A 12,381-nucleotide genomic window follows, 5' to 3' on the forward strand; every position below is an offset into this window, starting at 1 on the left:
TCGTCCTGTTCGCGCATCAGAGCACGCCCTCCAGCCAACCGTGGAGCTGCTCGAAGGCATCGTTGAAGGTGCGGTCCAGTTGCAGCGGGGTGATCGACACGTAACCTTGCATCACCGCGTGGAAGTCAGTACCCGGCCCACCGTCCTCGGCATCACCGGCCACGGCGATCCAGTAGCCTTCCTTGCCACGCGGGTTGACCACCTTGGTCGGTGCCGCCGCCCGAGCCCGGTGACCGAGACGGGTCACCTGGATGCCACGGATGTGTTCCAGCGGCAGGTTGGGAATATTGACATTGAGAACCGTACGCGGCGGCAATTCCAGGCGTGACTGCGCCTCGACCAGGCGGCGGGCGATGAACGCGGCGCTCGGCAGATTGTCGGGCAGACGCGACAGTAACGAGAATGCCAAAGACGTACCGCCGAGGAAACGCCCCTCCAGCGCGGCAGCAACCGTGCCGGAATAGATCACGTCATCACCCAGGTTGGCGCCGAGGTTGATCCCCGAGACAACCATGTCCGGTGTTTCCGGCAACAGGCCATTGAGCCCCAGGTGCACGCAATCGGTGGGCGTACCATTGAGGCTGATGAAACCGTTGGCCAGGGTTTGCGGGTGCAACGGCCGGTCCAGCGTCAGCGAACTGCCGGCGCCGCTCTTGTCTTGATCCGGGGCGATCACCACGCACTCGGCATAATCCACCAGCGCACCGTGTAGCGCGGCGAGGCCAGGTGCCGTAACACCGTCGTCATTCGAAATCAGAATACGCATGGGCTGTCCGTCTGCCCTGCCGGCACCAGATCGACGAGTTCGCGCACCACCACGGTGGCGAAGCATCCGGCCGGAAGGACGAATTCCAGTTGCAGGATATCAGGCTCGGGATAATGCCACGTCAGGCCGCCAATAGGGAGCCGCAGGATGCGCCGTTCGTGACTCATGCCTGCATTGGCCAGCCATTGGCACAGCAATGCATGCTGCTGACCTATCGCCGTCTCCAGCGTCAAGGCCGCGCCGGCCGCTGGAGACGGGCCCTCGCCCCACATCGGGCCGGTGGGATGCAAATCCAGAATGGCCAGGCGAGGATCTGAACATTCCTGTTCACCCGCCGAAAAAAAACTGCGGCTATCGGTGAATGCCAACAGGTCACCAACTTGGGCCCGCTGCCAACTGCCGTCGGCAACGCGAGCGGCCAGGACCTGGTTGAACAGGTAGCTGCGGGCAGCCGAGAGCAGCCGCGAACGCACGTTGCGCTGCTCGGGCAGGGCCTTGCGGGCAGCCCAGTGCTGGGCATCCTGGACATTGCCGCCGCCATGCCCGAAACGCTGGCCGCCGAAGTAGTTCGGCACACCCTGCTGTTTGAGCGTCTGCAGGCGGGCATCGAGGGCAGCATGATCAGCCGCCAGCGCCGTAAGGCGCAGGGTGAAGCCATTGGCCGAATGGGCGCCGCGCTGCAGTTTGCGCTGGTGACGCACCTGCTTGAGCACACGCAGAGTGGCATCTTCGGCACGCGACAGGTCGGGGTCTGCCTTACCGGGCAGATGCAGGCTGAACCACTGGCGCGTCAGGGCCTGGCGGTCCTTGAGGCCGGCATAGCTGATCGAACGCACCGGCACGCCCGCGGCTCGCGCCAGGCGGCGGGCAGCTTCCTCAGTATTGAGGTCGCGCTTCTCCACCCACAACCACAGGTGCTCGCCCTGGCCCGATAGCGGAATGTCCAGCACCTCATCGACCTGGAAGTCTTCGGCAACAGCCTTGAGTATCGCAGTGCCCAGGGGTTGGCCCGATGCGCGCGGGCCCAGCAGTTCCAGTTCGGTCATGCTGGCAGCAGCAGGGCGACCGCATGCACGGCGATACCCTCCTCGCGGCCGGTGAAGCCCAGTTTCTCGGTGGTGGTGGCCTTGACGTTGACCTGGTCGAGTTCGACCTGCAGGTCCTCGGCGATCCGTTGGCGCATGGTTTCGATATGCGGAGACATTTTCGGCGCCTGGGCAACGATGGTGGCGTCGACATTACCGACTTTCCAGCCTTTGGCCTGGACGATGCCGACCACATGGCGTAGCAGTACGCGACTGTCGGCGCCCTTGAATTGCGGGTCCGTATCGGGGAAGTGCTTGCCGATGTCACCCAGACCCGCCGCGCCAAGCAAGGCATCGCTCAGGGCATGCAGCAGCACGTCACCGTCGGAGTGGGCCAGGAGGCCGTATTTGTGGGGGATACGCACCCCACCCAGGGTAATGAAATCACCGTCGCAAAAACGGTGCACATCGTAGCCGTGGCCAATACGCATAGAAAAACGCCCTGATTGAGTCAGGGCGTGATTCTACCTGCATTTCGAGCTGCAAGCTGCAAGCTGCAAGCCACAAGCAAAAAGCACGCGTTGCGCTGGTCGCACTTTCTTGCGGCTTGAAGCTTGCTGCTTGTAGCTGCAGCCCTACCCCCGACCAAGTGCCACTGCGTGATGACGCAGATGCTCATCGATGAAGCTGGCGATGAAGTAATAGCTATGGTCATAGCCAGGTTGCAGGCGCAGGCTCAGCGCATGCCCCCCTTTGCGGGCCGCCTGCTCCAACGCTTCAGGCTTGAGCTGCTTGGCAAGGAAGTCGTCACGATCGCCCTGATCGACCAGCAACGGCGGGCACTCGCCCGCTGGTGTCTCGGCAAGCAGCACACTGGCATCCCACTCGCGCCAGCGCGCCCGGTCATCACCCAGGTAACGGCTGAATGCCTTCTCCCCCCAAGGGCAATCCATCGGATTGCTGATCGGCGAAAACGCCGATACAGAGCTGTAGCGACCCGGGTTGCGCAGGGCGCAGACAAGCGCGCCATGCCCACCCATGGAATGGCCACTGATGCTGCGTTGGTCCGAGGCTGGGAAGTGCGCTTCGATCAGCTCTGGCAGCTCCTTGACCACATAGTCGTGCATGCGGTAGTGCTGCGCCCAGGGCTGCTGGGTGGCGTTGAGGTAGAAGCCGGCACCCAGGCCGAAGTCCCAGGCACCGTCAGGGTCGCCCGGCACCTGCTCGCCACGCGGGCTGGTATCTGGCGCTACGATGATCAGGCCAAGCTCGGCGGCCAGGCGCTGGGCGCCGGCCTTCTGCATGAAGTTCTCGTCGGTACAGGTCAGGCCGCTGAGCCAGTACAGCACTGGCAGCTTTTCGCCCTGTTCGGCCTGCGGTGGTAGGTAAACGGCGAACACCATGTCGCAACCCAGCACCTTGGAGTGATGCCGGTAACGCTTGTGCCAGCCGCCAAAGCTTTTCTGGCAGGAGATGTTATCCAGGCTCATGGCTCACCTCAGAAGTGGATCACGCTGCGGATGCTCTTGCCTTCATGCATCAGGTCGAAAGCCTTGTTGATATCTTCAAGGCCCATGGTATGGGTGATGAAGGTGTCCAGCGGAATCTCGCCCTTCTCGGACATTTCCACGTAGCTTGGCAGTTCGGTACGGCCGCGCACGCCACCGAAGGCAGAACCACGCCAGACGCGCCCGGTCACCAGCTGAAACGGGCGAGTGGCGATTTCCTGGCCGGCACCGGCGACACCGATGATCACCGATTCCCCCCAACCCTTGTGGCAGCACTCCAGAGCCGCGCGCATCAGTTGTACGTTGCCGATACATTCGAACGAAAAGTCTACGCCGCCATCGGTAAGGTCGACGATCACTTCCTGGATCGGGCGATCGTATTCCTTCGGGTTGATGCAGTCGGTGGCGCCCAGTTGACGGGCGATCTCGAACTTGGCCGGGTTGATGTCGATGGCGATGATGCGCGATGCCTTGGCTTTGACTGCGCCTATGACCGCCGACAGGCCGATGCCGCCCAGGCCGAAGATGGCCACTGTGTCACCCGGCTTGACCTTGGCAGTGTTCAGCACCGCACCGATACCGGTGGTCACGCCGCAACCAAGCAGGCAGACCTTTTCCAGCGGCGCTTCCTTCTGGATCTTGGCGACGGAGATTTCCGGCAGCACGGTGTACTCGGAGAAGGTCGAGGTGCCCATGTAGTGGAACAGCTGTTGGCCCTTGTACGAGAAACGAGTGGTGCCGTCCGGCATCAACCCCTTGCCCTGGGTGGCACGTATGGCCTGGCACAGGTTGGTCTTGCCCGAGCGGCAGAATTTGCATTGACCACACTCAGGGGTATACAGCGGGATCACGTGATCGCCGACCGCCACCGAGGTGACACCCTCACCGATCGCCTCGACGATCGCGCCACCTTCATGGCCCAGAATCGACGGGAAGATACCTTCCGGGTCGGCACCCGAGAGGGTATAGGCGTCAGTGTGGCAAACACCGCTGGCCACCACACGCAGCAGGACTTCGCCAGCCTTGGGCATGGCCACGTCCACTTCGACGATTTCCAGAGGTTTCTTGGCCTCGAAGGCTACAGCGGCACGGGACTTGATCATCAAAGGTCTCCAGACAAAGGGTCAGTTCAGACATGCAGTGTAATTCAGCTTGTTTTGATGAATAATCGTGGCAAAGACAAAACATTATTGCTGTGCAGGGATAATCAATGATCAGTCGGTGGGAAGGCATCGATGAATTCGTAGCCGTGGCCGAATCGGGCCAGTTCACGGCCGCAGCCGAGCGCATGGGCGTATCGTCGTCGCATATAAGCCGGCAGATCGCCCGCCTTGAGGAGCGCTTGCAAACCCGCCTGCTGTATCGCAGTACGCGCCGCGTGACCCTGAGTGAAGCCGGGCAGACATTCCTGCAACATTGCCAACGCCTGCAGGATGGCCGTGAAGAAGCACTGCGCGCCATGGGTGACCTGGCCAGCGAACCCAAGGGGCTATTGCGCATGACCTGTGCTGTGGCTTATGGCGAGCGCTTCATCGTGCCGCTGGTGACGCGCTTCATGGCGCTGTATCCACAGTTGCGGGTCGAAGTGGAGTTGAGCAACCGCACGCTGGACCTGCTGCACGAAGGCATGGACCTGGCCATTCGCCTGGGCCGGCTTGCCGATTCGAGGTTGGTGGCGACGCGCCTGGCGCCACGGCGCATGTACCTGTGCGCTTCACCCGCCTACCTTGAGCGCTACGGCCGTCCGCACAGCCTGTCGGAACTGGCCCGGCACAACTGCCTGGTGGGCAGCTCGGACCTGTGGGCATTGCAACAGGACGGGCGCGAGATCAGCCAACGGGTGCAGGGCAACTGGCGGTGCAATAGTGGCCAGGCAGTGCTGGATGCCGCTTTACTGGGAATGGGGCTATGCCAGTTGCCGGATTACTACGTACTGGAACACCTAAACAGCGGCGCACTGGTGTCGTTGCTGGAAGCGCATCAGCCGCCCAATACGGCGGTGTGGGCGCTGTATCCGCAGCAGCGGCACCTGTCGCCCAAGGTTCGGCGGCTGGTGGATTATCTGAAGGAAGGGTTAGCGGGGATGCCGGAGTACCGAATGGCCTGACAGTTTAGCGGGTCCGCTTTGCGGCCCAATCGCCGGCAAGCCGGCTCCCACTGGGTTTGCGCTGAACTTGAGAGCAGCGGGGTAACCTGTGGGAGCCGGCTTGCCGGCGATTGGGCCGCGAAGCGGACCCGGAAATCTCAGCGGCGCCCTGCCCAACGCTGGCGCAGCCACTCCAGGTCTTCCGGGCGGGTCACCTTGATGTTGTCGCTGCGCCCTTCGATCAGCCGCGGCGCCTGGCCGGACCATTCGATGGCCGAAGCTTCATCGGTGACTACCACGTCGGACACCAGGCACTCGGCCAAGGCCCGATGCAAAGCCCCAAGGCGGAACATCTGCGGCGTGTAAGCCTGCCAGATGGTGCTGCGATCCACAGTAGCACTGACCCGCCCATTGGCATCGGCGCGCTTCAGCGTGTCTCGCGCAGGGACCGCCAGCAGCCCACCTACCGGGTCATCAGCCAATTCCGACAACAAACGGTCAAGATCCGTACGAGCCAGGTTCGGCCGCGCCGCATCGTGCACCAACACCCAGTCAGTGTCCGCCGCATCTTGGGCATGCAACAGCAACAGGGCATTGAGCACCGAGTCGGCGCGTTCACGCCCACCCGACGCACGCTGGATGCGGGGATCGCTGGCGCAGCGCAAGCCCGGCCAGTAAGGATCATCCGCAGCAATGCTGACCACAACACCCTTGAGCGTCGGATGGCCGAGAAAACAGTCGAGGCTATGCTCGAGAAGGGTCTGCCCACCCAATTGCAAATACTGCTTCGGGCGGTCGGCAGCCATGCGGGCACCTACGCCCGCAGCAGGAATCACGGCCCAGAAGGCCGGCAGGGTTTTGATCATTTTTGCGGCAGCTGGAAGAGGGTTTCACCCTCTTTGACCATCCCCAATTCGTGACGAGCCCGTTCTTCAACGGTCTCCATACCTTTTTTCAATTCCAGGACCTCGGCATAGAGCACGCGGTTACGCTCCAGCAGCCGCTCGTTCTCGGCATGCTGCTCGTCGATCTGCTGCTTGAGCTCAGCCACTTGCGCCAGGCTGCCGTTACCCACCCACAGGCGGTACTGCAGGCCACCAAGCAGCAGGAGCAGGACAAGGAACAACCAATAGGGACTGCGCATCAAGGTATCCAGGTTAAAAAGACCGCCGCGAATAGGCAGACCTCAAATAGCACGAAGCCTGGCCGAGGCCAGGCTTCGTCGACAGAAACCCGCATCATGTGTCAGAAATTTCAGTAAGAAAGTTCCGACAGCTTCGGCTGCTGTCTTTTTACCATCTCTTGCTTAGCCGCGAAACTCGGCACGACCGCGGTAAACCGCTTTGGCGCCCAGTTGTTCTTCGATGCGCAGCAACTGGTTGTACTTGGAGACGCGGTCGGAACGGCACAGCGAGCCGGTCTTGATCTGGCCAGCGGCAGTACCCACAGCCAGGTCGGCAATGGTCGAGTCTTCGGTTTCACCGGAGCGGTGCGAGATCACTGCGGTGTAGCCTGCGGCCTTGGCCATCTGGATGGCTTCCAGGGTTTCGGTCAGCGAGCCGATCTGGTTGAACTTGATCAGGATCGAGTTACCGATGCCTTTCTCGATGCCTTCCTTGAGGATCTTGGTGTTGGTCACGAACAGGTCGTCACCGACCAGTTGCACCTTCTCGCCGATCTTGTCGGTGAGAATCTTCCAGCCAGCCCAGTCGGATTCATCCAGACCGTCTTCGATCGAGATGATCGGGAAGCGCTCGGTGAGGCCTTTCAGATAGTCGGCAAAGCCTTCGGCGTCAAACGACTTGCCTTCACCGGACAGGTTGTACTTGCCGTCTTCGTAGAATTCGGAGGCCGCGCAATCGAGGGCCAGGGTCACGTCTGTACCCAGTTTGTAGCCAGCTTTTTCGACGGCTTCAGCGATAGCGCCCAGGGCATCTTCGTTGGAAGCCAGGTTCGGCGCGAAGCCACCTTCGTCACCCACGGCAGTGTTCAGGCCACGGGCCTTGAGCACAGCCTTGAGGTGATGGAAGATCTCGGTGCCCATGCGCAGGCCATCGGAGAAGGTCTTGGCGCCAACCGGCTGCACCATGAACTCCTGGATGTCGACGTTGTTATCGGCGTGCTCGCCACCGTTGATGATGTTCATCATCGGAACCGGCATCGAGTACTGACCTGGGGTGCCGTTCAGGTTGGCGATGTGCGCGTACAGCGGCAGGTCCTGGTCCTGGGCAGCAGCCTTGGCAGCAGCCAGGGAAACAGCCAGGATGGCGTTGGCGCCCAGCTTGGCCTTGTTCTCGGTACCGTCCAGTTCGATCATGGCGCGGTCCAGGGCCTTCTGGTCGGAAGGGTCCTTGCCCAGCAGCAGGTCACGGATCGGGCCGTTGATGTTGCCAACAGCTTTCAGCACGCCCTTGCCCATGTAACGGCTCTTGTCGCCATCACGCAGCTCCAGCGCTTCGCGCGAGCCGGTGGAAGCACCGGACGGCGCGCAAGCGCTGCCGATGATGCCGTTGTCGAGCAGTACATCGGCTTCCACGGTGGGGTTGCCACGCGAATCGAGAACTTCACGACCTTTGATGTCGACGATTTTTGCCATTGTTGTAAGCACTCCAGAATTGACGAAAACAACGCAGCTTTAGGAAATTCTTGCCTTGCACCAGGCGTAGATGCAGCAGGCAGGCCTGGCAGAAGCAGCCCCTGACCGGCGGGTCAGGGGCAGAACGGACGGTACTTTACCCGAGAAATGAGCTTTGCGCGGTTTATACCGTCGGAAAACTCACAAAGCCTGAGCTCAGGCCTTGTTCTTCTGCGCCAGAGCAGCCTTGACGAAGCCACTGAACAGCGGGTGACCATCACGCGGGGTCGAGGTGAACTCGGGGTGGAACTGGCAGGCGACGAACCACGGGTGGTCCTTGGACTCGACCACTTCAACCAGGGCACCGTCTTCGGAACGACCGGATACCACCAGGCCGGCATCGACCAGTTGCGGCAGCAGGTTGTTGTTCACTTCGTAGCGATGGCGATGACGCTCGGTGATCACGTCCTTGCCATAGCAGTCATGCACCTTGGAGCCGGCAGCCAGTTGGCAATCCTGCGCGCCCAGACGCATGGTGCCCCCCAGGTCGGAGGCTTCGGTACGGGTCTCGACAGCGCCAGTGGCATCGGCCCACTCGGTGATCAGGCCAACGACCGGGTGGCCGCTGTTGCGATCGAACTCGGTGGAGTTGGCGTCTTTCCAGCCCATCACATTGCGGGCGAATTCGATCACGGCAACTTGCATGCCCAGGCAGATACCCAGGTATGGCACCTTGTTCTCACGGGCATACTGCACCGCAGTGATCTTGCCTTCCACGCCACGCAGGCCGAAACCGCCCGGTACCAGAATGGCGTCTGCGCCTTCGAGCAGGCTGGTGCCCTGGTTTTCGATATCTTCAGAATCGATGTAACGCAGGTTGACCTTGGTGCGGTTGGTGATGCCGGCATGGCTCATCGCTTCGATCAGCGACTTGTATGCATCCAGCAGCTCCATGTATTTGCCGACCATGGCGATGGTCACTTCGTGCTCAGGATTGAGCTTGGCGTCGACTACCTTGTCCCATTCGGACAGGTCGGCGCTGTTGCACTGCAGGCCGAAGCGCTCGACGACGAAATCGTCCAGGCCTTGGGCATGCAGAATGCCTGGGATCTTGTAGATGGTGTCGGCGTCTTCAAGGGCAATCACCGCACGCTCTTCAACGTTGGTGAATTGAGCGATCTTGCGGCGCGACGAGCTATCGATCGGGTGGTCGGAGCGGCAGACCAGCACGTCAGGCTGCAGGCCGATGGAGCGCAGTTCCTTGACCGAGTGCTGAGTCGGCTTGGTCTTGGTCTCGCCAGCGGTGGCGATGTACGGCACCAGCGTCAGGTGCATCAGCATCGCGCGCTTGGCGCCGACTTCGAAACGCAACTGGCGGATCGCCTCGAGGAACGGCTGCGACTCGATGTCGCCCACGGTACCACCGATTTCCACCAGGGCCACATCGGCATCGCCGGCGCCCTTGATGATGCGACGCTTGATCTCGTCGGTGATGTGCGGGATGACCTGAATGGTCGCGCCCAGGTAATCACCACGACGCTCTTTGCGCAGTACGTGCTCGTAGATGCGGCCGGTGGTGAAGTTGTTGTTCTGGGTCATGGTCGTGCGGATGAACCGCTCGTAGTGGCCCAGGTCGAGGTCGGTCTCGGCGCCGTCGTGGGTGACGAATACTTCACCGTGCTGGAACGGACTCATGGTGCCAGGATCGACGTTGATGTACGGATCCAGCTTGAGCATGGTGACCTTTAGCCCCCGCGCTTCCAGGATGGCCGCCAGGGAAGCCGAGGCAATGCCTTTCCCCAATGAAGAAACAACACCGCCCGTGACGAATATGTAGCGCGTCATGAAAAACCCTAGAAGTCTGCGTTAAGGCGGCCAGCGCCGCCGGAGAAAGCGAAGGAAGGCCGAAGCCCCCGATCACCTGCGTCAATCACAGTGCATCTCGAAAAACTGCCGCGTCTGTACAGACCAGGGTTATCCCCGGCATGGAGCTCGCTCGTCATTTCCAGAATCAGCCCAGCAAAAAACTGCGTGGTAATCGGCAACTGCCGTGTTTCCGAGGAACGCACAGAAGTTGTATCAAGAAGGGAGGGTAGTCTACCGGAATGTACCCTTCAGCTCAAACCTTGCGCGTTCGTCGGAGGCTGCCAGTGGAGCTGGCAATCGGCCTGCGCCAATCGCGGCAGATTGGCCACTGCCAGCAAGCGCTCGCCACGATACAGCAGCGGTAGGCGCGGTCGCACGAAGTGCGGGACTTGCAACTCGTTGAGCAGGCGTTTGAGGTCGCGCTTGCCACGGCCTGGTATGTCCAGCACTTCCCCGCCCTTGCGGTAGGCGATGCGCAAATCGCCTACCGGGGCGCCCTGCTGGCTGACGCTGCCGTTCCCGGGCAATGGCAACGGGCTACCGGGCGTCTCCCAGCGCAACGTCCCGCCGACAGGCTGCAGCCAGTCACCACACAACCACCAGATCCGCCCGTGGCTGCGCTCAAGCTTGCCGTCGGTCAGCTGCCAGGCAGGTTGGGAATCGACTGCCGCATCTCGCAATGCCGCCCAACCGGCCCAATGCCGGGTATCGGGCAGACGGGTGCGCAGGCTCAACCAATATTGCAGGGCATTGCGCTGGCGGGCTGGCGACAGCGCCGCCAGGCTCGCGAGGTCAAGGGAGTCCAACCCCGACCAAATCGCAGGCGCCCCCTTCCGGGCCACGGCCAGGTCAGCCTGAGCCAGCTCATCGAGCAGACCGAGCGCCTCCCCCAGATGATCGGCACCACGAGCCAGGGCCTGGCTGGCCTTCGGCCAACGCTTCTGCAATAGCGGGAACACTTCTGCGCGCAAAAAATTGCGGGCGAAGGCCGTATCTGCGTTGGACGGGTCTTCGGCCCAGATCAGCCCATGGGTTTGAGCATATTCATGCAACTGCGCGCGAGACACGTTAAGCAGCGGCCTGACCACGTGGCCGCGACCCAACGGACGCTGCTGCGGCATCGCGGCCAGGCCACGCAGGCCGGCACCGCGCAGAAGCCGGAACAGCAAGGTTTCGGCCTGGTCATCACAGTGCTGCCCCGTGAAAAGGACGTCGCCCGCGCCAAGAACGGTCTCGAATGCCGCATACCGAGCATCGCGCGCAGCCTGCTCCAGGCTCGCCCCGGCAGGGACCTGAACGTGGATGACGGTGAGTTCGATGCCCAGCCGCTCACACACCGCGGTGCAATGGCCTGGCCAGGCATCGGCGGCAGGTTGCAGGCCGTGGTGGATGTGGATGGCATGGAGCGGCGGCGTTGCGTGGATGCGGGCGTAGTCGGCCAGCCAGTGCAGGAGGACGGTGGAGTCGAGGCCACCGGAAAAGGCGATGTACCAGGCAGGGGCATTGAGCCAAGGAGTGAGGTTGATCATTTGAGCCCCACGCGACTTGAAAGCGTTGGGGGCGCTTTGCGCCCCCAGTGGTGCATCAGAGACCGTAGCTCATCAAGCGCTCATAACGACGGGCCAGCAGCGTGTCATTATCGAGCTTGCCGAGCATGTCCAGCTGCTGAACCAGGTCAGCGCGAATGCTTTCGGACATCTGCGCCGGGTCACGGTGGGCGCCGCCCAGCGGTTCCTGGATGACCTTGTCGACGATGTTCAGGCTTTTCAGGCGCTCTGCGGTGATACCCATGGCTTCGGCAGCGTCCGCGGCCTTGTCTGCGGTCTTCCACAGGATCGAGGCGCAACCTTCCGGCGAGATCACCGAGTAAGTGGAGTATTGCAGCATGTTCAGCTGGTCACACACACCGATAGCCAGTGCACCACCGGAACCACCTTCACCGATGACGGTGGCGATGATCGGGGTCTTAAGGCGTGCCATGACACGCAGGTTCCAGGCGATCGCCTCGCTCTGGTTGCGTTCTTCTGCGTCGATGCCTGGGTATGCGCCCGGGGTATCGATGAAGGTCAGGATAGGCATCTTGAAGCGCTCGGCCATTTCCATCAGGCGGCAAGCCTTGCGGTAGCCTTCAGGACGCGGCATGCCGAAGTTGCGGCGAACCTTTTCGCGCACTTCGCGACCCTTCTGGTGGCCGATGACCATGACCGGCTTGCCATCCAGGCGCGCGGTACCACCGACGATGGCAGCATCGTCAGAGAAGTGACGGTCGCCGTGCAGCTCTTCGAACTCGGTGAAGATGTGCTCCAGGTAGTCCAGGGTGTACGGACGCCGCGGGTGACGGGCCAGGCGGGCGATCTGCCAGCTGGTCAGGTTGCCGAAGATGCTTTCGGTCAAGGTGTTGCTCTTGTCCTGCAGACGGGCAATTTCATCGCTGATGTTCAGCGAGTTGTCGTTACCCACCAAACGCAGCCCTTCGATCTTGGCTTGCAGGTCGGCAATCGGCTGTTCGAAATCGAGAAAATTCGGGTTCATAGTCATCCGTCTTGGGTCTACGG

The 12,381-nt window shown here is 61.8% G+C and carries 12 protein-coding genes; 1 reads left to right on the forward strand and 11 read right to left on the reverse strand.

What is annotated here, in order from left to right; all coding sequences use genetic code 11:
• Positions 1–16 precede the first annotated feature (16 nt).
• From surE to JET17_RS20660, 5 genes are all read right to left on the reverse strand, one after another.
• Positions 17–766, reverse strand: a complete 750-nt coding sequence (gene surE, locus JET17_RS20640; protein ID WP_012315875.1) for a 5'/3'-nucleotidase SurE — start codon at positions 764–766, stop codon at positions 17–19.
• Entirely contained in the window at positions 754–1,812 is a 1,059-nt protein-coding gene (truD, locus tag JET17_RS20645; protein WP_012315876.1) for a tRNA pseudouridine(13) synthase TruD, read from the reverse strand. The genes surE and truD overlap by 13 nt, the downstream gene beginning before the upstream one ends.
• Positions 1,809–2,282 (reverse strand): 2-C-methyl-D-erythritol 2,4-cyclodiphosphate synthase, encoded by a 474-nt coding sequence (gene ispF / locus JET17_RS20650; RefSeq protein ID WP_012315877.1) that lies wholly within the window; start codon positions 2,280–2,282, stop codon positions 1,809–1,811. Before ispF ends, truD begins: the two co-directional genes overlap by 4 nt.
• A 144-nt stretch (positions 2,283–2,426) precedes the next feature.
• On the reverse strand, positions 2,427–3,281 hold the full coding sequence (gene fghA, locus JET17_RS20655; protein ID WP_012315878.1) for an S-formylglutathione hydrolase: 855 nt from the start codon (positions 3,279–3,281) through the stop codon (positions 2,427–2,429).
• 8 nt (positions 3,282–3,289) lie between these two features.
• Complete coding sequence (locus tag JET17_RS20660; RefSeq protein ID WP_012315879.1) at positions 3,290–4,402, reverse strand: S-(hydroxymethyl)glutathione dehydrogenase/class III alcohol dehydrogenase; 1,113 nt, start codon at positions 4,400–4,402, stop codon at positions 3,290–3,292.
• Positions 4,403–4,512: 110 nt separating this feature from the next.
• On the opposite strand from JET17_RS20660, the gene JET17_RS20665 reads away from it, so the two are divergent.
• Positions 4,513–5,406, forward strand: a complete 894-nt coding sequence (locus JET17_RS20665) for a LysR substrate-binding domain-containing protein (protein ID WP_190273346.1) — start codon at positions 4,513–4,515, stop codon at positions 5,404–5,406.
• A 137-nt stretch (positions 5,407–5,543) separates the two neighbouring features.
• Here JET17_RS20665 and ispD read toward each other — a convergent pair whose 3' ends face one another.
• The 6 genes from ispD to accA all read right to left on the reverse strand — a co-directional run bounded on the left by ispD (position 5,544) and on the right by accA (position 12,358).
• Positions 5,544–6,251, reverse strand: coding sequence for a 2-C-methyl-D-erythritol 4-phosphate cytidylyltransferase (ispD, locus tag JET17_RS20670; RefSeq protein ID WP_012315881.1), 708 nt, complete (start codon positions 6,249–6,251; stop codon positions 5,544–5,546).
• Complete coding sequence (gene ftsB, locus JET17_RS20675) at positions 6,248–6,529, reverse strand: cell division protein FtsB (protein WP_012315882.1); 282 nt, start codon at positions 6,527–6,529, stop codon at positions 6,248–6,250. The genes ispD and ftsB overlap by 4 nt, the downstream gene beginning before the upstream one ends.
• 162 nt (positions 6,530–6,691) lie before the next feature.
• Positions 6,692–7,981 carry a phosphopyruvate hydratase gene (gene eno, locus JET17_RS20680; protein ID WP_012315883.1) on the reverse strand — a complete coding sequence of 430 codons (1,290 nt, stop codon included), beginning with the start codon at positions 7,979–7,981 and terminating at the stop codon, positions 6,692–6,694.
• Between the two features lie 195 nt (positions 7,982–8,176).
• A complete protein-coding gene (locus JET17_RS20685) occupies positions 8,177–9,805 on the reverse strand; it encodes a CTP synthase (RefSeq protein ID WP_012315884.1) in 1,629 nt (542 codons plus the stop codon).
• A 269-nt stretch (positions 9,806–10,074) separates the two neighbouring features.
• Positions 10,075–11,355, reverse strand: coding sequence for a tRNA lysidine(34) synthetase TilS (gene tilS, locus JET17_RS20690; protein WP_012315885.1), 1,281 nt, complete (start codon positions 11,353–11,355; stop codon positions 10,075–10,077).
• Positions 11,356–11,410: 55 nt separating this feature from the next.
• On the reverse strand, positions 11,411–12,358 hold the full coding sequence (gene accA, locus JET17_RS20695; protein ID WP_042111686.1) for an acetyl-CoA carboxylase carboxyl transferase subunit alpha: 948 nt from the start codon (positions 12,356–12,358) through the stop codon (positions 11,411–11,413).
• Between the last annotated feature and the right edge of the window lie 23 nt (positions 12,359–12,381).

Source organism: Pseudomonas putida (genome assembly GCF_016406145.1).
In the GTDB taxonomy this organism is placed as follows: domain Bacteria; phylum Pseudomonadota; class Gammaproteobacteria; order Pseudomonadales; family Pseudomonadaceae; genus Aquipseudomonas; species Aquipseudomonas putida_E.

Excerpts from the sequence above, each read along its gene's own strand:
- JET17_RS20685 (WP_012315884.1), bottom strand. The coding sequence starts at position 9,805 with ATGACGCGCTACATATTCGTCACGGGCGGTGTTGTTTCTTCATTGGGG.
- ispD (WP_012315881.1), bottom strand. The coding sequence starts at position 6,251 with ATGATCAAAACCCTGCCGGCCTTCTGGGCCGTGATTCCTGCTGCGGGC.
- accA (WP_042111686.1), bottom strand. The coding sequence starts at position 12,358 with ATGAACCCGAATTTTCTCGATTTCGAACAGCCGATTGCCGACCTGCAA.
- surE (WP_012315875.1), bottom strand. The coding sequence starts at position 766 with ATGCGTATTCTGATTTCGAATGACGACGGTGTTACGGCACCTGGCCTC.
- fghA (WP_012315878.1), bottom strand. The coding sequence starts at position 3,281 with ATGAGCCTGGATAACATCTCCTGCCAGAAAAGCTTTGGCGGCTGGCAC.
- ftsB (WP_012315882.1), bottom strand. The coding sequence starts at position 6,529 with ATGCGCAGTCCCTATTGGTTGTTCCTTGTCCTGCTCCTGCTGCTTGGT.
- ispF (WP_012315877.1), bottom strand. The coding sequence starts at position 2,282 with ATGCGTATTGGCCACGGCTACGATGTGCACCGTTTTTGCGACGGTGAT.
- eno (WP_012315883.1), bottom strand. The coding sequence starts at position 7,981 with ATGGCAAAAATCGTCGACATCAAAGGTCGTGAAGTTCTCGATTCGCGT.
- truD (WP_012315876.1), bottom strand. The coding sequence starts at position 1,812 with ATGACCGAACTGGAACTGCTGGGCCCGCGCGCATCGGGCCAACCCCTG.
- JET17_RS20660 (WP_012315879.1), bottom strand. The coding sequence starts at position 4,402 with ATGATCAAGTCCCGTGCCGCTGTAGCCTTCGAGGCCAAGAAACCTCTG.
- tilS (WP_012315885.1), bottom strand. The coding sequence starts at position 11,355 with ATGATCAACCTCACTCCTTGGCTCAATGCCCCTGCCTGGTACATCGCC.